Raw genomic sequence first — 19261 nt, forward strand, 5'->3', positions numbered from 1 at the left:
TCGAAACTAGCGCCGGAACCGCGGGAAAGCGGCGCGACCCGCGTAACGGGCGGCGTCGTCGAGGAGCTCCTCGATGCGCAGCAACTGGTTGTACTTCGCCACCCGGTCCGAGCGGGCCGGCGCGCCCGTCTTGATCTGGCCGCAGTTGACCGCCACCGCGAGGTCCGCGATCGTCGTGTCCTCGGTCTCGCCGGAGCGGTGGCTCATCATGCAGCGGTAGCCGCTGCGGTGGGCCAGGTCAACGGCGTCGAGCGTCTCCGACAGCGTGCCGATCTGGTTGACCTTGACCAGCAGCGCGTTGGCCGCGCCGTCCTTGATGCCGCGCTCCAGCCGCTCGGGGTTGGTGACGAACAGGTCGTCGCCGACGAGTTGCACCTTGTCGCCGAGCGAGACGGTGATGGCCTTCCAGCCCTCCCAGTCCTCCTCGTTGAGCGGGTCCTCGATGGAGACCAGCGGGTAGTTGGCGACCAGGTCCTCGTAGAAGGCGATGAGCTCCTGCGCCGACAGGCCCTTGCCGTCGATCGTGTAGACGCCGTCCTTGTGGAACTCGGAGGCGGCCACGTCGAGCGCGAGCCCGATGTCCTCGCCGGGCGTGTAGCCGGCCCGCTCGATCGCGACCAGGATCAGGTCGAGCGCGTCGCGGTTGGACGGCAGGTTGGGCGCGAAGCCGCCCTCGTCGCCCAGGCCGGTGGCGTAGCCCTTCTCCTTGAGCACGCTCTTGAGCGCGTGGTAGACCTCGGTCCCCATGCGCACGGCCTCGCGGAACGTCTCCGCCCCGATCGGCGCGATCATGAACTCCTGGATGTCGACGTTGGTGTCGGCGTGGGCGCCGCCGTTGAGGATGTTCATCATCGGGACGGGCAGCACGTGCGCGTTGGGGCCGCCGAGGTAGCGGAAGAGCGGCAGATCGGCGCTGTCGGCGGCGGCCTTGGCGACGGCCAGCGAGACGCCCAGGATGGCGTTGGCGCCGAGCTTCGACTTGTTGGGCGTGCGGTCCAGATCGATCATGATCTGGTCGATGATGCGCTGGTCCTCGGCCTCGATGCCGCTGATCTCCTCGAAGATCTCGTCGGTCACGGCGAGAACGGCCTTCTCCACGCCCTTGCCGCCGTAACGCTGACCGCCGTCACGCAGCTCGACCGCCTCGAACTGGCCGGTGGAAGCCCCGCTCGGCACGGCCGCGCGGCCGGTGCTGCCGTCGTCGAGCACCACCTCGACCTCGACCGTCGGGTTGCCCCGGGAGTCGAGGATCTCGCGAGCGTAAACGACCTCGATGGTAGCCACGGGATGCGCTCCTAAATCGAAAGGCAATATGCCTTCAGAGCCTATCGGTCCCCCACCCTGTGACGACGTCACGGGAGCCCGCAGGCGGCGCCGCGCGGAGAACTACCGCGTTTCCCAGGCGCGTACGCGGTCCCGATAGGCGCGGGCAGCCGCCCGCAGCTCCGCTTCGGCGTCGAGACCCGCGTCGGCGGCGCGGCGCACCAGGTCGAACAGCTCCCTCGCCACCCCTTGGCCGACCCCGGCCGACAACGCCTCAGGGGCTCCTGCCCGCTCGGCCCGGCGCAGCAGCTGCGCGGCCAGCGACAGCGCCGGCTGCCCCAGGGGGACGCCGTCGAGCGCCGACTCGCGTCCCTGGGAGGCCCGCTCGGCCGCCTTGATCGCCTCCCAGTTGTCGTTGACCTCGTCGGCGCTCTCGGCCCGCACCGAGCCGAACACGTGGGGATGACGGCGCACCAGCTTCTCCACGATCCCGGCCGCCACGTCGTCCATGTCGAAGCCCTCGGCCACCCGGGCGTGGAAGACCACCTGCAGCAGCAGGTCGCCCAACTCCTCCCGGAGGGCCGGGTAGTCGCCCTGCTCGATGGTCTCCAGCACCTCGTAGGCCTCTTCGAGGAGGTACGGCACCAGCGTCTCGTGGGTCTGCTTGCGGTCCCACGGGCATTCCGTACGCAGCCGGTCCATCACCGCGACCAGGTCGAGCACCCGCGCGCCCGGCAGGTCGTACGAGCCGGGCACGACCTCGATCAGCGGCGGCTCGTCGAGCGCGATCGCCGCGTGCCCGACGGCGCGCATGAAGTCCTCGTCGTCCTCCGCGAGCCAGACGACGGTCTCGGCGACCGCCCGCGCGGCCAGCGCCCGCGGGTCGGGCTCGACGACCTCGACGTCGATCCCGGCCTCGGCCAGATAGGGCAGCTGCGGGTGCGCGGCCGCCCCGGTCAGCACGGGACCGGAGCGCAGGATCTGCCAGGCCTGGTGGCTGAGCAGCCCGGGCGCGACCCTGGGCGACGTGGTGACGAGGATCAGCGGCACGGGCTAGCCCTGCTGCTGCTGCTGCGCAGGCTGGACGGTGAGCTTGCCGAACCTGCCGGTGTCCACGAAGATCCCCGGGTTCTCCTGCGAGCGCTGCGCGTTGAAGGCGCCGTAGCGGGGGTTGAGCACCGGCTTGATCGAGCCGAACTCCTGGGCCAGCCGCTCCTGCCCGCTCTGGCCGAACTGCTGCTGCAACTTCTGCAGCCCGACCATGGCCCGGCCGTACTCCCGCGCGTCGGCCGGCGCCACGCCGGCGGCCAGCAGGTTGATCTCAGCGGATTGGTATTGTCCGGGGTCCTTGAGTACGGCGTCGATCTCCGTGTCGCTCGCCTGCACCTTGTGGCGCGCCATGAGCTGCTCGGTGACGGCGACGTTGATCAGGCGCTGCAGGATGACGTGGCTCACCGGAAGGCCGAGGTCCTTCTCGCTGAGCTTGGCCTTCTTCAGCGCCGCGACGTACGCCTCCGAATCCGCGTTGACCTCGCTCACCGTGATGCGCTCGTTCCCCACCAGGGCCGCGGCTCCGGCCTGCATGGGCGAGGAGCAGGCGGTCAGCGCGATGCCCACCGCGGCAGCGGCCACAGCCACTCTTATCGACTTCACATGCTTCCCTTTCCGACCGAAAAACCGCCGCTAGCTTACCCGTGCGGGCTCGAGGAACAGTGCCTCGACCAGGTCGCCGCACCATTTGAGCAGGTCGAGATCGCGCAACGGCTGTCCGCCCAGCGGCTTCGTCTTCGGGACGGGCACCAGCAGCGTCTCCGCGGCCTGCTTGTAAATGGCCTTCTTGTAGAGCCGGTCCAGCCGCACCTGCTGCGATTCCCGCAGCCTGGCCGGGCCGAACTTGATGTTCTGTCCCTGCAGCGTGACGTCCGTGAGCCCGGCCCGCCGGGCCTTGATCCGGAACATGGCCACCTCCAGAAGGTTGTTCACCTCCACCGGCGGCTTGCCGTAGCGGTCGATGAGCTCGGCGCGCACCTCGTCGATGTCGCTCTCCTGGGCGATGGCCGCCATCCGCTTGTACGCCTCCAGGCGCAGCCGCTCGGAGGTGACGTAGTCGTGCGGGATGTGCGCGTTGATCGGCAGCTCGACCTTGACGTCGTGCAGCTCCTCCTTCACCTCGCGGCCGTCGAGCTTGGCCTTCTGCTCCTGCACGGCCTCGGCCATCAGCCGCACGTACAGGTCGAAGCCGACGCCCGCGATGAATCCGGACTGCTCGGCGCCGAGCACGTTGCCCGCGCCGCGGATCTCCAGGTCCTTCATCGCGACGTACATGCCCGCGCCCATCTCGGTGTGCTGCGAGATCGTGGCCAGGCGCTCGTGCGCGGTCTCGGTGAGCGGCTTCTCCGGCGGATAGAGGAAGTACGCGTAACCGCGCTCCCTGCCTCGCCCGACCCGGCCTCTGAGCTGGTGGAGCTGGGACAGGCCGTAGTTGTCGGCGCGGTCCACGATCAGCGTGTTGGCGTTGGGGACGTCGAGGCCCGACTCGACGATCGTGGTGCAGACGAGCAGGTCGTACTCGCGCTCCCAGAAGCCCACCATGATCTTCTCGAGCTGGTGCTCGTTCATCTGCCCGTGCGCCACCGCGATGCGCGCCTCCGGGACCAGCTCGCGCAGCCGCGCGGCGACCCGGTTGATCGAGGCCACCCGGTTGTGCACGAAGAAGATCTGCCCGTCGCGCATCAGCTCGCGCCTGATCGCGGCGCCGATCTGCTTCTCCTCGTACGGCCCCACGAACGTGAGGATAGGGTGCCGCTCCTCCGGCGGCGTGAGGATCGTGGACATCTCGCGGATGCCGGTCAGGCCCATCTCCAGCGTGCGCGGGATCGGCGTGGCCGACATGGCGAGCACGTCCACCTGCGTGCGCAGGTGCTTCATGGCCTCCTTGTGCTCGACGCCGAACCGCTGCTCCTCGTCGATGACGATCAGCCCCAGGTCCTTGAAGCGCACCTCGGGGCTGAGCAGCCGGTGCGTGCCGATCACCACGTCCACCGCGCCCGACCTGAGCCCTTCGAGGGTGCCCTTGACCTCGCCGTCGGTCTGGAAGCGGGAGACCGGCTTGAGCGTGACGGGGAAGCTGGAGAACCGCTCGGTGAACGTCGACATGTGCTGCTGCACCAGCAGCGTCGTCGGCACCAGCACCGCGACCTGCTTGCCGTCCTGCACGGCCTTGAACGCCGCCCGCACCGCGATCTCGGTCTTGCCGTAGCCGACGTCACCGCAGATCAGCCGGTCCATCGGCACGCCGCGCTCCATGTCGCGCTTGACCTCGTCGATGGCGGCGAGCTGGTCGCCGGTCTCGGCGTAAGGGAAGGCGTCCTCCATTTCCCGCTGCCACGGCGTGTCGTCCCCGAAGGGGTGCCCCGGGGAGGCCATGCGGGCCGAGTAGAGCCTGATCAGCTCGCCGGCGATCTCCTTGACCGCCTTCTTCGCCCGGGACTTGGCCTTGGCCCAGTCGGCGCCGCCCATGCGGTTGAGCGTGGGGGCCTCGCCGCCGACGTAGCGGGTGACCTCGTCGAGCTGGTCGGTGGGGACGTAGAGGCGGTCGCCCTTGGCGTACTCGATGACGAGGTATTCGCGGGTCGCGCCCTGCACCGTGCGCTGCACCATCTCGACGTAGCGGCCCACGCCGTGCTGCTCGTGCACCACGTGGTCGCCGAGCTTGAGCTGGAGCGGGTCGACCATGTTGCGGCGGCGCGAGGGCAGGCGCCGCATGTCCTTGGTGGACGCCTTCTGCCCGACCAGGTCCAGGTGGGTGAGCACGGCCAGGTTGGGGGTGATGAAGCCGTGCTCGATCAGGCCGGTCGTGACGTGGACGACCTTCGGCTGGGGCGCTTTATCCAGAAATTTCTGCAGCCGGGCGGGCACGTCCACGCCCTTGAGCAGCTCCACCATGCGCTCGGCGGGACCGTGGCCCTCGCTGAGGAGCACGACCGCCTTCTCGTCGGCCAGCCAGCCCTTGATGTCGGCCAGCGCCTTGGCCGTGTCGCCGCGGTAGGCCTCGGAGTCCTGGGCGTCCAGCTCCACCCCGCCGCCGAACGGCGCCAGCGTCCACCACGGCTGTCCCAGCGCGTCGGCGTGGTCGCGGATCTCCTCCAGCGTGCGGAACGCGGCCGCGCCCAGGTCGATCGGCGCCTCGCCGCCGGCCGCCGCGTTGATCCAGGAGGCCTCCAGGAACTCCTGCGAGGTGCGTACGAGCTCCTCGGCCCGCCCCCTGATCCGCTCGGGGTCACACACGAACACGGCCGACCTGATCGGCAGGTGGTCGATCAGCAGGTCCATCTCCCCGGCCAGCACGGGCGCGAACGCCTCCATGCCCTCCACGGGTGAGCCCTCGGCGAGCTGGTCGAGCACCTCGGCCAGCGCCGGGTGCTCCTCGGCCAGCTCCCGCGCCCTGACCCTGACCTCGTCGGTCAGCAGCAGCTCGCGGCACGGCGGCGCGAACAGCCCGTCCTCCGCCGCCTCCAGGGAGCGCTGGTCGGCCACCTTGAACCAGCGGATCTCCTCGACCGTGTCGCCCCAGAACTCCAGCCGCAGCGGGTGCTCCTCGGTCGGCGGGAACACGTCCAGCAGCCCGCCGCGCACGGCCACCTCGCCGCGCTTCTCCACCATGTCGACCCGGTTGTAGCCGTTGGTGACGAGGGCGTCCACCACGTCCTCGAGGTCGGCGTCGTCGCCCGCGCGCAGCCTGATCGGCTCCAGGTCGCCCAGGCCCTTCACGATCGGCTGCAGCAGCGCCCTGATCGGCGTCACGACCACGCTGAGCGGCCCGGCCGCGGTGTCGCCCTTGACCGGGTGCGCCAGCCTCCTGAGCACGGCCAGCCGCTGCCCCACGGTGTCGCTGCGCGGCGAGAGCCGCTCGTGCGGCAGCGTCTCCCACGCGGGGAACACGGCCACGGAAGCGGGCTCTATCAAGCTGGTCAGCGCCGCGGCCAGGTCTTCGGCCTCGCGTCCCGTCGCGGTAACCGCGAGCACGGTCCGCTGGTCGTGCGCGGTCAGCGCGGCCACGCCGAACGGCCGCAGCGCGGACGGCGCGATCAGCGCGACGTCGCCACCCTCTTCGAGAGCGGCCGCCAGCTTCGGGTCGGCGCGAACAAGGTCAAGCAGTCCGGAAAGACTCATCAGATACGCCCACAGCCCCACGACGGCAACACGATTACCCCCGGCCGTGTCAGGTCGCGGGGGTGTCCCTCACCAGACTACTAGCCGCGCGGCCTCAGCCGACGTGGTAGCCAGGCACCGACGGCCAGCGCACGGTGAGCACCGTGGACTGCTCCTCCGCCCGCCACGAATGGTCGACGCCCTTGCCCCACACCACATAGTCACCCGGCTCCGACAGCAGCACGCTGCGGCCCGGCAGCTCCACCCGGAACCTGCCGCTGATGAGCACGAGGAGAGCCGTGCGTGTCTCACCCCTGGCCCACTGCGCCCGCTCCTCCCCTGGCGGGTGCACGCCCCACTTGATCTCGACGTCGTCGCTGTGCCGCGGATCGCCCGGGGGTTTGAAGTGCCCGAGCAGCCAGCCCCGGTCGCCCGGCGCGTCCACGCCCGCGTTCCCCACGTAGATCCGATCGCTCACAAGCCAGGACGCTAGCAGGGAAATGCCTTACTGATACCGATCGATTGACTACTGTAGGTGACATGTCAGAGGTGCGATCGATCATCCAGCGAGGCGATCTCTTCGATCAGCGGGTCCGCGAGCACTGGACCGGACAGTTCGGCAGACGGCTCGACGTGCTGGTCGCCGGCTGCGCGTACGACGAGCCGCTGGCGTTGGAGTGGATCGAGACCAGGGCCACCGGCGTCGACGAGGACCACCCCGCGATCAGAGCGGTGCTGGAGGAGCGGGCCGACCTGGTCTCGTGGTCGCTGGGCGACCTGCGCAGCGTGCCGCTGAAGCCCAGGGCCTACGACGTGATCCAGCTGTCGTTCCTGCTGGAGCGGGTCAGGCACGCCGAGCTCATCTTCGACCGCCTCCTGCGGTCCCTGCGCCCGGGCGGGCTGGTGCTGCTGCGCATGCGCGACCGCAGGTCGGCCTACGGCCTGCTGGACCGGATCACGCCGTCGTGGCTGCACCGCCTGTTGTGGCGGCCGCTCGTCACCCCCGGCACGCCGGGGCCGCTGCCGGCCGTCTACGAGCCGCTGACGTCGAGCGACGGCATGCACGCGTTCTGCCTCAGCCGCGGCCTCATGATCACCGACGACGAGCGGCACTCCAGCGGCCCCGCGCGCGCGAGCGGCGTCGCGCGCGCCGCGGTCAAAGCGGTCGCCAGGCTGACCAGCGGCCGCTACCCCGCCTCCCACGACGAGATCACGATGGTGATCAGAAAGCCGCAGCATCACTTCGCCAGGCTCATCTAGCGACACGCCGGTATCACTCGGTAGACTCCTTTCCCACCAATTCAATCGGAATAGTTGGGATGTAAAGAACCGTGGAGTGGACCCCCGAGCCGCACGAACTCGCCGACCTCGAGCTGCTGCTCTCCGGGGCGTTCGAGCCGCTGACCGGGTTCCTCGGCCACGACGACCTCCACGAGGTGCACGAGCGGGGCACACTCGCCGACGGCACCCCGTGGCCCGCGCCCGTCACCCTCCACCTGCCCGTCGAGGTCTCCCCCGGCGACGAGGTCACCCTGCTGGACCCGGAGGGCCTGCCGCTGGCCGCGCTCACGGTGACCGCGCAGGAGGACGACGGTCTGACCTCGGGGCCCGTCAAGGGGCTCGGCACGCCGGAGCACGGGCCGTTCGCGCGCCTGCGGCGTACCCCCTCGGAGGTGAAGGCGGAGCTCGGCGGGCGTCCCGCGCTCGGCGTCACCATGCGCGGCCCCCTCGACGACCTCTCCGAGATCGTCGAGACCGCGAAAGAGCTCGACGCGGTGATCGTGCTGCTCCCCCTCTCGTACGGCGAGGGCGGCCCCGCGGTCGTACGCGCCGCGCTCCGCGCCAAGGAACGGCTGCCCGAGGACACGATCGTCGTCTCCGTGCCCCTGGCGCCGCGCGCCGAGCCCGAGATCGACCTGGAGCTGCGCGAGCACGTCGCCACCGCCTACGGCACGGCCGAGCACCTGGCCGGACCCGAGCCGGTGAGCATCCCGGGCCCGCCGCACCGGCGCGGGCTCGTGGTGTTCTTCACCGGCCTGTCGGGCTCGGGCAAGTCGACCATCGCCCGCGGCCTGCGCGACGCGCTGCTGGAGCTCGGCAGCCGCACGGTGACCTACCTCGACGGCGACGTGGTGCGCCACCTGCTGTCCAAGGGACTGACGTTCTCCAAGAGCGACCGCGACCTCAACATCCGCCGCATCGGGTTCGTGGCCGCCGAGGTGGCGCGGCACGGCGGGCTGGCCATCTGCGCCCCCATCGCCCCCTACGCGGCCACGCGCGCGGAGGTCCGCGCGATGGTCGAGGCGGTCGGCGCCGACTTCCTGCTCGTGCACGTCGCGACGCCCCTGGAGGAGTGCGAGCGGCGCGACCGCAAGGGCCTGTACGCCAAGGCCCGTGCCGGGCTCATCCCCGAGTTCACCGGTATCTCCGATCCCTACGAGGAGCCGGACGACGCCGACCTGGTGATCGACACCACGCACATCACGATCGACGCGGCCGTCTCCCGGGTGCTGGAGACGCTGCGGGCTGGAGGCTGGATCCGTTGATCGACTTCCCCCTGATCGGTGGGTCCTTCCTCGTCGCCATCGTGGTCGGGCTGACCGGCATGGGCGGCGGGGCCCTCATGACGCCGATGATGATGTTGTTCTTCAACGTGCCGCCGCTGGCCGCGGTCTCCAGCGACCTGGTCGCCTCGGCCGTGATGAAGCCGGTCGGGAGCGTGGTGCACCTGCGCCGCGGCACGGTCAATCTGCGCCTGGTGGCCTGGCTGTGCGCGGGGTCGGTGCCGGCCGCGTTCTGCGGGGTGTTCCTGGCGCGGGCGTTCGCGGTCACCGACGCGGTCAAGTACGCCCTGGGCGTGGCACTGCTGCTGGCCGTGGCGGGCATGGTGATCAAGGCCTGGCTCGGCCGGAGACAGGGATCGTCGAGCACCCATGACATTGTCGTGCGCCCTATCCCGACCCTACTGGTCGGTATGGTAGGCGGTTTGGTCGTCGGCGTCTCCTCGGTCGGCTCGGGGTCGCTGATCATTGTGGCCCTGCTCGTGCTCTACCCGGCGCTCAAGGCCAACCAGCTCGTCGGCACCGACCTGGTGCAGGCCGTGCCGCTGGTCGCCGCGGCCGCGCTCGGTCACCTGCTGTTCGGCGACTTCCAGCTCGACCTCACGGTGTCACTGCTCATCGGCTCGATCCCGGGCGTCTACCTCGGCGCCAGGGTCTCCTCACGCGCCCCCGGCGGCCTGATCAGGGCCATGCTGGCGATCGTGCTGCTCGCCTCCGCGCTCAAGCTGCTCGACGCGAGCAACACGCTCACCGTCGGCGCGCTCGCCGTCGCGGTCGTGGTCACCGTCGTGGGCTGGCGTATCAGTATCAGGGTCTCGGGACGCGGGTCGAGCGAAAGTAAGGATCTCGCGCGAGCCGGCTGAACGCCCTGTCCGCCCCCTCATTGGAGTCGAAGCTGGTGTCGCCGCGCGGCGCCTGCGGCGAGTCGAAGTACAACACGGCCTTGATCTGCGGATAGCTCCTGATCTGCCGGCGCACCGACTCGAAGAACTTCCGCTTGAACTCGGGGTCGTGCGGCCGCTCGAACACCCCCCACTCGGCCACCATGACCGGCTTGCCGGGAAAGCGTAGCTGCATCCACCGGTAGAAGCCCGGCCACTGCGCGTACTCCTCGCGGGTCTTGTTCACCAGCCCGTCGAAGTCCTGGACCCGGTCGTCGGCGTACGGGTCCATGGCCACCCAGTCCACCACGTCGTCACCCGGGTAGAGCTCCTCGAACCAGGGCTTGGCGGCCCAGTTGGGCGCCCCCATGTACGTCATGACCATGACCGCGTTCTTCACGCCCCGCTCGCGCAGCCGGAGCACGACGTGCCGGTACATCGCGGCGTAGTCGGCGGCCCGCATGCCCGACCCGGACGAGGCGTCCACGTCGTTCTCCGGCTCGTGGTGGAGGGTGAGGAAGAACCGCTCGGGGAACGTGCGCCTGAGGTGGCCGGCCAGCCGGTCGATCCTGGCGTCCAGCGCCCCGTCGGCGATCTCGGCCCACGTGTGGTCGAACGACGGCTTCCAGTTGATCATGAGCAGTCGCGGCCGCGCCGGATCCCTGGCCAATCTGACCTCGGCGGGCGTGGGGAAGAGCTCGCTGGCCCGGTGGTAGACGTGCAGCACGTCGGCGGTGGCTCCCATGCGTGCCTCCGCGCCGTGCAGCGCCTGGTCGACGGGGGCGCCGGTGAAGACCTCGGGCGCCAGGCCCCACCAGGCGCCGCAGGAGGGGATGAGCCTGGCGGTGGCCGGACATGTCGGCGCCGTCGCGATCTCGCTGACGGGCGTGCCGGCCGGCGCTCGCGCGCTGGACTCCTCGGCGCCGGAGCAGGCGGTCAGCGCCGCGACCACGACCAGTCCGGTCGTTTTGCGAGAAATTCCCCGTAGCTGCACAGCCGTCCAACCCCCTTGTCGCAGGACCCCCGCCCTGTCACACCTGAACCTTGCCATGCCATTCCCGAATCCGCAGGTTGCGCTGGGAAAACAGCCCGTCCGAATTTTCGGGAATTTCGTTTTATGAATGCCATTCTTTCCTGCCGTACTGGAGAAAATCTTGCGTATTCGACCTGGGTGCTGATCGTCCGGCCTATAGTGGGCGCACACCTCGGCTCGTGACGCAGAGTCGCCGTTCGGCGACAACGCGCACACCATCCAGGAGACCTCCCCCCATGAGCCAGTCGCCGGACGTCCAGGCGCGCCGCCCCGGCGCCGATCTGGAGGAGCATCTCTCGCTGCTGCGCAGGCGGTGGCTGCTCCTCGTGGGCTGCGTCGTGTTCGGCGGCACGGCCGGGCTCGCGCTGATGCGCCTCACCCCACCCGCCTACACCGCCACCACGCAGGTGCACGTCATGCCGGTCGGCCCGCAGGAGCCGGGCAACCAGGTGACCCCGCGCCAGCGCGAGCCGCTCAACCTCGACACCGAGGCCCAGGTCGCGCAGTCCGCCGTGGTGGCCGGCCGGGCCGCCAGGACGCTGGGCGTCGACGCGCCCGAGCCGGTCGAGGTGTCGGTGCCGCCCAACTCGGCGGTCCTGTGGATCTCGGTGAGCGCCGCCGACCCCGCCGTCTCGGCCGCCCACTCGCGCGCGTACGCCGACGCCTACCTCGCGCACCGGCGGGAGAGCGCGCTGACCGCGCTCTCCGAGCAGCAGCAGGCGGTGCTGGCCAAGCTCAGGCACGTCAACACCAGTCTCGACACGACCATCAGAGGGCTGAGCCGACTCCCCAAGGGCAGCCCGGAGCGGGCGATCGCGCTGCAGCGGCAGGGCGTGCTCGACCGGCAGGCCGCCAGCCTCGCGCTCAAGTACGACGCGCTCCGCACGGTCGCCGTCACCCCCGGCGCGATCATCAGCCGGGCCGCCCCGCCCGCCTTGCCCAGCTCGCCCAGCCTGCCTCTCTACCTCGGCACCGGGCTGATGGCGGGCTTGCTCACCGGCTCCGTCGCCGCCTACGCCCGCGACCGCCTCGACACGCGGCTGCGTACGGCCGCCGACGTGGAGCGGCTGACCGGCCTGCCCGTGCTCGGCGACCTGTCAGGCTCGCGCGGGCACGGCGTGCTGCACGAGCTGGCCTGCGCCGTGGTCGCCTCCTGCCCCGGCAAGCGGCTGCTGGTCAAGTCGTTGCCGGCCGATCTGCACGCCTCTTCACCGGCCGAGCCGCTGGCGGTCAGCGCGCCGCTGACGATCCTCGACGGCTCGGACGTACGCGACCTGGCCAGGGCGGACGCCGCCCTGCTGCTGGTCGGGCTCGGCCGGGTCACCGCGCAGCAGGTCGCGGCGGCCGCACGCCAGGTGGCCCGGCAGGACGTGCCGATCATCGGTGTGGTGACCGCGACGGACGCGGCGCCGTCGTTCGTGCCGCTGCTGGAGCCGCGTACGCACACGCCGCTCGGCAAACTCGTCGCGACCGGCGAGTTCGGGGTGAGCGTGTCGGCTGAGACCACGCCCATGCAGGCGTTGCACCAGACCCCGCCCGGCCGGCCGACGTGAGCGGACCGGCCTGGCCCGTCGCGGCACTGCTGGTCGGCTATCCGGTCTGGTGGGCGCTCGGGTTCGGCGGCCTGTCGGTGATCGTGCTGGCCGTACCGATGGCGGTGCTGCTGTGGCGGCGCAGGCCGATCAGGGTGCCGCCCGGCTTCGGGCTGTGGCTGCTGCTGGTCGCCGGCTACCTGGTGAGCGCGATCATGCTGGCCGAGACGCCGCCGGGCACGTACGGCGAGCTCGGCCCCGGCAGGATCGTCGGCTACACGATGCGCCTGGCGCTCTACGCGGCCGTCCTGATCATGGTGCTCTACCTCGGCAACCTGACCGAGCGCGAGCTGCCGCAGCTGCGCCTGGTGCGGATGCTCGGCGTGCTGTTCGTCACGACGGTCGCGGGCGGGCTGCTGGGCGTGTTCCTGCCCGGCTTCTCGTTCACCTCGCCGGTGGAGTGGCTGCTGCCGCGGTGGCTGGGCGAGAACCCGTTCGTACAGAACCTCATCCACCCCACCGCCGCGCAGACGCAGAAGGTGCTCGGCTACGCCATGCCCAGGCCGGAGGCGCCGTTCGAGTGGGCCAACGCGTGGGGCAGCAACGTGTCGGTGCTGCTGGTCTGGTTCGTGGTCGGCTGGTGGGTGTACGGCGGGCCGTGGCGCAGGGTCGTCGCGGCCGTGTCGATCGCCCTGGCCGCGATCCCCATCGTGTACTCACTCAACCGCGGCCTCTGGATCGGCCTGGGCCTCGCGGTCGTCTATCTCATCGTCCGCGGGTGCGGGCGCACCCGGATCATGTTGTGCGGCGCTGTGGCGGTGGCGGCGCTGGCGTTCACGCTGAGCCCGCTCGGGGCGTTGTTCGCGCAGCGGCTGGACAAACCACACTCGAACGACATCAGGGCCTTCACCGTGACCGCCACCCTCGCGGCGGCCGGGCGCTCGCCGGTGATCGGCTACGGCAACACCCGCAACGCCATGGGCAACCACCGCACGATCACCACGGGCAAGACCCAGTGGTGCACGACCTGCGGGCATCCGCCGCTGGGCAGCGACGGGCAGCTCTGGTTATTGATCATCACCCAGGGGTTCACGGGGGCGGCACTGTACGTGGCCTTCTTCGCCGGCGCCATCCGCCGCCACTGGTCCGACCACAGCCCGATCGGGCTGGCCGGGGTGCTGGTGATGGGGCTCGTGCTGCTCTACATGTTCGTCTACGACGGCCTGGTCACGCCTCTCAGCCTCTATCTCATCTCCTTTGCTCTTCTGTGGAGGAATTCATGAACGACGCCGCCGTCCGGCTCGGCTACCTCGCGGAGACGGTCCGGCTGCTCTTTCCTGGTCCTGGCTCGCCCCGGGCGTACACCATCCTCCCGCACGCCGCCGTCCCCCGCCGGCTGGCGCCGCGCCGCTGGTGGCACCCCTGGTCCGAGGTCGTCGCACCGTACGAGGGGTCGATCGCCGCGTACCTGGGCGAGGTCTTCGGCCGGCCGGTCGAGACCGTCCTGCACGTCCGGCCCGCGCGGCGGGCCAACCGCAAGCCCATCCTGGAGGCCCGCTCGGGCCGCCGGCGGCTGGCGTTCGTGAAGATCGGCGACACCGCGCGAGCCCAGGAGCTGATCGCCACCGAGGCGGCCGCTCTACGCAGGCTCGCCGGTCTGCCCCTCACCACGGTCACCCCGCCTGACGTGCTCCACCACGGCGTCTGGCGCGGTCTGGCGGTGCTGGCGCTCTCGCCGCTGCCAGTGCGGCGCCGCCGCGTGCCCCGGCCGTTGCTGCTCAACGCGATCAAGGAGATCGCCGGCACCGGCGGGCGCTGCGCGGCCTGGCACGGCGACCTCGCCCCCTGGAACATGTGCCCGGCCCCCGACGGACGGCTGCTCGTGTGGGACTGGGAACGGTACGAGATCGGCGTGCCCTACGGATTCGACGCCGTGCACCACTTCTTCCAGCGGACGCTGCGCCGGATGGACCCGCCCGCCGCCGCCCACGCGTGCGTGGCCGGGGCCGCACGCGAGCTCGCGCCCCTGGGCCTGCCGGCGGACACGGCCAGGCGGACCTCTGTCCGCTATTTGATCGCGCTGGCCGGCCGGCACGCCGCGGACGGTCGCTGGCCGCTCGGCCCCCCGGAGACCTGGCTCAACCCGGCCATCGACCAGGAGGAATCGCTCACATGAGGGCCATGAAGCGGCCCGTGCTGTCGCTGTCCCGGGCCGTGGGCAGGGCCACGTCCGGGGCGCGGGTGCTGCCGTCGTTCCTGATCGCGGGTGCGCAGCGGTGCGGGACCACGTCTCTCTACCGGGCGCTGGCCCAGCACCCACTGCTGCTCAAGCCGGTGCTGCACAAGGGCGTGCACTACTTCGACGTCGCCTACTGGCGGGGATTGTCCTGGTATCAGGGGCATTTCCCGCTGCGGGTGAGCGCGGCGCTGCTCGGGCACCGGTACGGCGCCCGCGCGCAGGCGTTCGAGTCGTCCCCCTATTACCTGTTCCATCCGCTGGCCGGGGAGCGCATCGCGACCGGCCTGCCCGGGGTGAAGCTGATCGTCCTGGTGCGGGATCCGGTCGAGCGGGCCTGCTCGGCCCACGCCCACGAGCTGGCCAGGGGGTACGAGGAGGAGTCGCACTTCGAGTACGCGATCGAGCTGGAGGCGCGGCGGCTGGCGGGGGCGGAGGACCTGCTGCGCGAGTCGCCGTACGCGCTGCACCACTCGCATCGCCACCACGCCTACCTGGCCCGTGGCCGCTACGCCGATCAGCTCGACCGGCTGGAGCCGCTGATCGGGCGGGATCGCATCCTGGTGCTGGACAGTCACCGGTTCTTCCAGGAGCCGGAGCAGGTCTACGACCGGGTGCTGGAGTTCCTGGGGGTGCCCCACCTGGGTTACCCCGTGTTCGAGCGGCACAACGGCCGGTCGTTGCCGCGGCCGGTGCCGCGGGTGCTCGGGCAGGCGCTGCGGGACCACTTCGAGGCGTACGACGCGCGGCTGGTGCGGTGGCTGGGCGGGGAGCCGTCGTGGCGGCGCTGACGCGGGCTCCCGCCAGGGAGGGGCCGGCTCGGGGCGGGATCGCGGGCGTCGCGGGGGCGGCCTTCTCGGCGCTGGCGCAGTTCGTGCTGGTGGTGGTCGTGACGAGGGCGTTCACCGCCGCGGAAGCCGGGGCTTTCTTCGCCACGACCGCCGTGGTGCTCATGACCGCGGGGATCGCCAAGCTGGATGCGGGGAACGGGCTGGTGTACTTCATCGCCCGGGCGGAGACGTTCGGCTACCGCGGCATATCCGGATATATCCGGGCGGCGCTCGTGCCCTGCGCGGTGGTGGCGTGCGCGGGCGCCGTGGTGCTGTACCCGCGGGTGGGGGTGGTGGCGGCCGTCCTTCCGGTCATGGTGCTGGGGGACGTGCTGCTGGCCGCCACGCGGGGGTTCGGGACCATGCGGCCGACGGTGTTCCTGGACGGGGTGATGCTGCCGACCGCGCAGCTCGTGCTCGTGGTCGGGGTGGCCGGGGCGGGGGCGGCCGAGTGGTTGCCGCTGGCGTGGGGGTTGCCGTACGTGCCGGTGCTGGTCCTGGCGGCGGCCGGGCTGCGGGGGCGGGCGCCGCGGAGCCCGTACCTGCCGGGGACCGGGCGTGACCTGTGGCGCCACACCGCTCCCCGGTCGGTCGCCGGGGCGATCCAGGCGGTGTTCCAGCGGGTGGACGTCGTGGTCGTGGCCCTGCTCGCCGGGCCGGCTCAGGCGGCCGTGTACACGGCCGCCACGCGGTTCAAGATCGTCGGGCAGCTGGCCAACCAAGGGCTGGCGCAGTCCGTGCAGGCCAGACTGGTCGGCGCGCTGGCCGGCGGGGAGCTGGCGCGGGCCAGGGAGCTGTACCAGGCCGCCACGATCTGGCTGGTGCTGCTGACGTGGCCGATGTGGGTGGCGTACGCGGCGCTGGCGCCGTGGCTGCTGGGGCTGTTCGGACCCGCGTACGAGGCGGCGGCACCGGTGGCGCTCGTGCTGGCCGGGACGATGATGGTGGCCACGGCCTGCGGGATGGTGGACGTCGTTCTGACCGCCGCGGGGCATACCGGGACGAGCCTCCTCAACCTGCTCGCGGCGGTCGCCTGCACGCTGGCGCTGGACCTGGCACTGATCCCGGCCCACGGGGCGCTCGGGGCGATCGCCGGCTGGTCGGGCGGCGTGATCGTCAAGAACCTGCTCCCCCTGTGGCAGCTCCACCGCCGCTACGGCCTGCGCCCGTTCGGCCGCCACAGCCTGGCGGCGCTGCGCCTGCGCACGTGGGCGGCGGCATGAGCGGGCAGGACAGACCAGGCGCCGGCGTGGCGGGAGCGCCCGTCCTGGTGACGGGGCTGCCGAGGAGCGGCACGAGCTGGACGGGAAAGATGCTCGCGGCGAGCCGTGACATGGTCTACGTCAACGAGCCGCTCAACCCCCAGCACCCGCCAGGGCGCTGCCCCGGCGTGCTCGACGCCGAGGTCACCCACAGGTTCCAGTACATCTGCGACGACAACGCCGCCGACTGGCTGCCCGCCTTCCGCGACACCGTCGCCCTGCGCTACCGCTGGGCGGCCGAGCTACGCGCGAACCACTCCCCGTACGACCTGGCGCGCCTGCTCCGTTACGGCACCGCCTTCGCGTTCGGCCGTCTGGCGGGCCGGCGGGCGTTGCTCGACGACCCGTTCGCGGTGCTGAGCGCGGGCTGGTTCGCCCGGCGGCTGGGGTGCCGGGTGATCGCGCTGGTACGGGACCCGGTGTCGTTCGCGGCGAGCTGGCGGCGGCTCGGCTGGACGGTCCACTTCCGTGAGCTCCTGGACCAGCCGCTGCTCATCCGCGACCATCCGGAGCTGCTCGCCCTCGACGACTCCCAGGACCCCGTCGCCAAGACGGCGGCTCTGTGGCGGGTCACGCATGGGATCCTCACCCGGACACCCGGGATCCTCGTCACGTCGTACGAGTCCCTGGCCGCCGACCCGATCCCCGGTTTCCGCCGCCTGTACGCCTACGCGGGACTCACCTGGACACCGGCCGCCGAACGCCGCATCGCCAGGGCGTGCACGGGGCCGTCCAAGGAGGGCGGTTTCCGCTGGTCGGGCCTTTCCCGTACGGCGTACCGGCGGATGGACTCCCGCCGCGCGCTCGACGTGGCCGCCCGCGGCCTCAGCCCCGAGGACGCGGCCCGCGTACGTGCTCTCACCCTCCCGTGAGCCGCGTGGCCAGGCACCGGCCCAGCAGCCGGGCCGCGAACGGCAGGTCGTCCACCAGATAGCGGCGCGCCAGCCGCCCCGGCTCGCTGCCGAGCCGGAACGCCCACTCCAGCCCGGCCCGCCGCATCCACTCCGGCGCCCTGGGGACCCTTCCGGCGGCGAAGGCGATCGCCGCCCCGCACCCCAGGAACCACGCGCCGGGCAGCCCGTCCCGCAGGCCGGCGATGAGCCGGTCCTGGCGGGGGAAGCCGAGCCCGACGAAGACGAGTCGCGGGCGCGCGGCGATCAGCTTGCGCCGGACGAGGTCGCGTCCCGCGCGGGTGGTGTCGAAGCCGTAGGGAGGTGCGTGGGCGCCGCAGACGCGCAGCGCCGGATAGCGGCCCGTGAGCCGGTCCGCGGCCTGCTGCGGGGCACCCGGAGGGCCGCCGAGCAGGTATACAGGCCAGCCCCGCCGGGCGGCCAGCTCGCTCAGTCCCCAGAGGAGATCGGCCCCGGTGACGCGCTCCGGCAGCGGCGTGCCCAGCACCCTGGCCGCCCACACCAGCGGCATCCCGTCGGCCACCACCAGCTCGGCGGCGCACACGAGCTCCATGAGCGAGGCGTCGGCGGCGGCGATCCGGCAGATGTCGACGTTGGGGGTGACGATGTGCCCGCCCCGCCCCGCCTCCAGCTCGGCGGCCACCCGCCGCACCACCTGCTCCTCGGTGAGCACGTCCACCCCGACGCCGCCCACCCGCACCCGTCCGGCCTCGCCTACCGCGGAAGCCGCCGATCGAACGCTCAAATGCCGTGCCCCCGATTGTGCAGCAGGGCGAGCACGGCGGGCGCGGGGATGAGACCGGCCGCCACCGCCAGCGCGATCGGGGCGCGCGGCTCGCCGAGGCGGGTCGCGAGCGCGCGGAGGGCCCAGCGGGCGGCCTCGCGCCGATGCCCGAGCGCTGCGTGGCTGAAGGCCAGCTGGCCGTAGACCCGCGCCGCGCCGCGCGGGTCCACGGCCAGTTCAGGGTGCCGGGCGAGCATCCAGCCGAGCCCGGCAATGCGGTCCGCCCAGCGCGTGGCGTAGTGGGACCCCGCCCACCGCACCCGGACGAGCGGCCGGTCGACGTGCGCGATCGGGCGCCTTTTGGCCGCGCGCAACGCCAGGTCCCAGTCCTCGTTCTGACCGGCGGGCGCGCTTTCGTCGGCCTGCAGCTCGCCGCGTTCGAACAGGAACGTCGAGGAGTGGACCATCACCATGCGCGACCGTACGAGATCGGCCGCCGTGACGGTGGACGTGCCGGCGAGCCGGGCCACGCGGTGGCCGCCGTGCTCGACCTCGATGCCGCAACTGGCGAACTCGGCGCCGTCCGCCAGCGCGCGGACCTGGGCGGTGAGCTTGCCCGGCAGCCAGACGTCGTCGTCGTCGCAGAAGGCCACGAGGTCGGTGTCGCAGGCGGCGACGCCGGTGTTGCGCGCCCCGGGGAGCCCGGGAGTGCGCGTGTTCGGCAGGACGCGTACGGGAGCGCCGACGTCCGGACACGCCACGCCGTCCGCCACGACGACCACCGAGAGCTCCCCCGGATAGTCCTGGGCCAGCACCGCCTCGACGGCCTCGCGCAGCGGACCCGGGCGGTCGCCGCGGGTCGGGATCACCACGCCCA

The 19261-nt window shown here is 71.7% G+C and carries 17 protein-coding genes; 9 read left to right on the plus strand and 8 right to left on the minus strand.

What is annotated here, in order from left to right; translation table 11 throughout:
- Window positions 1–6: 6 nt before the first annotated feature.
- The 5 genes from eno to ACIBX3_RS36090 form a co-directional block, all read right to left on the minus strand.
- Window positions 7–1284 carry a phosphopyruvate hydratase gene (gene eno, locus ACIBX3_RS36070; protein ID WP_397124999.1) on the minus strand — a complete coding sequence of 426 codons (1278 nt, stop codon included), beginning with the start codon at window positions 1282–1284 and terminating at the stop codon, window positions 7–9.
- 102 nt (window positions 1285–1386) lie between these two features.
- Window positions 1387–2313 (minus strand): MazG family protein, encoded by a 927-nt coding sequence (locus ACIBX3_RS36075; RefSeq protein WP_397125000.1) that lies wholly within the window; start codon window positions 2311–2313, stop codon window positions 1387–1389.
- 3 nt (window positions 2314–2316) lie between these two features.
- Window positions 2317–2916 (minus strand): hypothetical protein, encoded by a 600-nt coding sequence (locus ACIBX3_RS36080; protein WP_397125001.1) that lies wholly within the window; start codon window positions 2914–2916, stop codon window positions 2317–2319.
- A gap of 30 nt (window positions 2917–2946) precedes the next feature.
- On the minus strand, window positions 2947–6435 hold the full coding sequence (gene mfd / locus ACIBX3_RS36085) for a transcription-repair coupling factor (protein WP_397125002.1): 3489 nt from the start codon (window positions 6433–6435) through the stop codon (window positions 2947–2949).
- Window positions 6436–6529: 94 nt separating this feature from the next.
- Window positions 6530–6892: a signal peptidase I gene (locus tag ACIBX3_RS36090; RefSeq protein ID WP_397125003.1), complete on the minus strand. Its 363-nt coding sequence runs from the start codon at window positions 6890–6892 to the stop codon at window positions 6530–6532.
- A gap of 62 nt (window positions 6893–6954) precedes the next feature.
- Here ACIBX3_RS36090 and ACIBX3_RS36095 point away from each other — a divergent pair, with 62 nt between their 5' ends.
- From ACIBX3_RS36095 to ACIBX3_RS36105, 3 genes are all read left to right on the plus strand, one after another.
- Window positions 6955–7674, plus strand: coding sequence for a class I SAM-dependent methyltransferase (locus ACIBX3_RS36095; protein ID WP_397125004.1), 720 nt, complete (start codon window positions 6955–6957; stop codon window positions 7672–7674).
- Window positions 7675–7745: 71 nt separating this feature from the next.
- Window positions 7746–8960: an adenylyl-sulfate kinase gene (cysC, locus tag ACIBX3_RS36100; RefSeq protein ID WP_397125005.1), complete on the plus strand. Its 1215-nt coding sequence runs from the start codon at window positions 7746–7748 to the stop codon at window positions 8958–8960.
- Complete coding sequence (locus ACIBX3_RS36105) at window positions 8957–9838, plus strand: sulfite exporter TauE/SafE family protein (protein WP_397125006.1); 882 nt, start codon at window positions 8957–8959, stop codon at window positions 9836–9838. The genes cysC and ACIBX3_RS36105 overlap by 4 nt, the downstream gene beginning before the upstream one ends.
- Here the strand turns inward: ACIBX3_RS36105 and ACIBX3_RS36110 are convergent.
- Complete coding sequence (locus ACIBX3_RS36110) at window positions 9783–10850, minus strand: glycoside hydrolase family 26 protein (protein ID WP_397125007.1); 1068 nt, start codon at window positions 10848–10850, stop codon at window positions 9783–9785. The two genes, ACIBX3_RS36105 and ACIBX3_RS36110, sit on opposite strands and share 56 nt — an antisense overlap.
- Window positions 10851–11125: 275 nt before the next feature.
- Between ACIBX3_RS36110 and ACIBX3_RS36115 the strand changes: the two genes are divergently transcribed.
- The 6 genes from ACIBX3_RS36115 to ACIBX3_RS36140 are packed head-to-tail and all read left to right on the plus strand — an operon-like array spanning window position 11126 to window position 17621.
- Window positions 11126–12442: a YveK family protein gene (locus ACIBX3_RS36115; RefSeq protein ID WP_397125008.1), complete on the plus strand. Its 1317-nt coding sequence runs from the start codon at window positions 11126–11128 to the stop codon at window positions 12440–12442.
- On the plus strand, window positions 12439–13704 hold the full coding sequence (locus ACIBX3_RS36120; RefSeq protein WP_397125009.1) for an O-antigen ligase family protein: 1266 nt from the start codon (window positions 12439–12441) through the stop codon (window positions 13702–13704). The genes ACIBX3_RS36115 and ACIBX3_RS36120 overlap by 4 nt, the downstream gene beginning before the upstream one ends.
- The gene (locus ACIBX3_RS36125; RefSeq protein ID WP_397125010.1) at window positions 13701–14597 is read left to right on the plus strand and encodes a hypothetical protein; all 897 of its coding nucleotides are present in this window, start codon (window positions 13701–13703) and stop codon (window positions 14595–14597) included. The genes ACIBX3_RS36120 and ACIBX3_RS36125 overlap by 4 nt, the downstream gene beginning before the upstream one ends.
- On the plus strand, window positions 14594–15448 hold the full coding sequence (locus ACIBX3_RS36130; RefSeq protein ID WP_397125011.1) for a sulfotransferase domain-containing protein: 855 nt from the start codon (window positions 14594–14596) through the stop codon (window positions 15446–15448). Before ACIBX3_RS36125 ends, ACIBX3_RS36130 begins: the two co-directional genes overlap by 4 nt.
- On the plus strand, window positions 15436–16710 hold the full coding sequence (locus ACIBX3_RS36135) for a lipopolysaccharide biosynthesis protein (RefSeq protein ID WP_397125012.1): 1275 nt from the start codon (window positions 15436–15438) through the stop codon (window positions 16708–16710). The genes ACIBX3_RS36130 and ACIBX3_RS36135 overlap by 13 nt, the downstream gene beginning before the upstream one ends.
- Complete coding sequence (locus ACIBX3_RS36140; RefSeq protein ID WP_397125013.1) at window positions 16707–17621, plus strand: sulfotransferase; 915 nt, start codon at window positions 16707–16709, stop codon at window positions 17619–17621. The genes ACIBX3_RS36135 and ACIBX3_RS36140 overlap by 4 nt, the downstream gene beginning before the upstream one ends.
- On the opposite strand, the gene ACIBX3_RS36145 is transcribed toward ACIBX3_RS36140, so the two are convergent.
- On the minus strand, window positions 17608–18405 hold the full coding sequence (locus ACIBX3_RS36145) for a WecB/TagA/CpsF family glycosyltransferase (protein ID WP_397125014.1): 798 nt from the start codon (window positions 18403–18405) through the stop codon (window positions 17608–17610). The two genes, ACIBX3_RS36140 and ACIBX3_RS36145, sit on opposite strands and share 14 nt — an antisense overlap.
- Entirely contained in the window at window positions 18402–19256 is an 855-nt protein-coding gene (locus ACIBX3_RS36150) for a glycosyltransferase family 2 protein (protein ID WP_397125015.1), read from the minus strand. The genes ACIBX3_RS36145 and ACIBX3_RS36150 overlap by 4 nt, the downstream gene beginning before the upstream one ends.
- Window positions 19257–19261: the final 5 nt, after the last annotated feature.

The sequence above is a fragment of the Nonomuraea sp. NPDC049480 genome, from assembly GCF_044465905.1.
Lineage (GTDB): Bacteria > Actinomycetota > Actinomycetes > Streptosporangiales > Streptosporangiaceae > Nonomuraea.

Bases quoted from the DNA above. Each gene is read 5' to 3' on its own strand.
- mfd (WP_397125002.1), bottom strand. From the start codon at position 6,435: ATGAGTCTTTCCGGACTGCTTGACCTTGTTCGCGCCGACCCGAAGCTG.
- ACIBX3_RS36095 (WP_397125004.1), top strand. From the start codon at position 6,955: ATGTCAGAGGTGCGATCGATCATCCAGCGAGGCGATCTCTTCGATCAG.
- ACIBX3_RS36115 (WP_397125008.1), top strand. From the start codon at position 11,126: ATGAGCCAGTCGCCGGACGTCCAGGCGCGCCGCCCCGGCGCCGATCTG.
- ACIBX3_RS36125 (WP_397125010.1), top strand. From the start codon at position 13,701: ATGAACGACGCCGCCGTCCGGCTCGGCTACCTCGCGGAGACGGTCCGG.
- ACIBX3_RS36130 (WP_397125011.1), top strand. From the start codon at position 14,594: ATGAGGGCCATGAAGCGGCCCGTGCTGTCGCTGTCCCGGGCCGTGGGC.
- ACIBX3_RS36140 (WP_397125013.1), top strand. From the start codon at position 16,707: ATGAGCGGGCAGGACAGACCAGGCGCCGGCGTGGCGGGAGCGCCCGTC.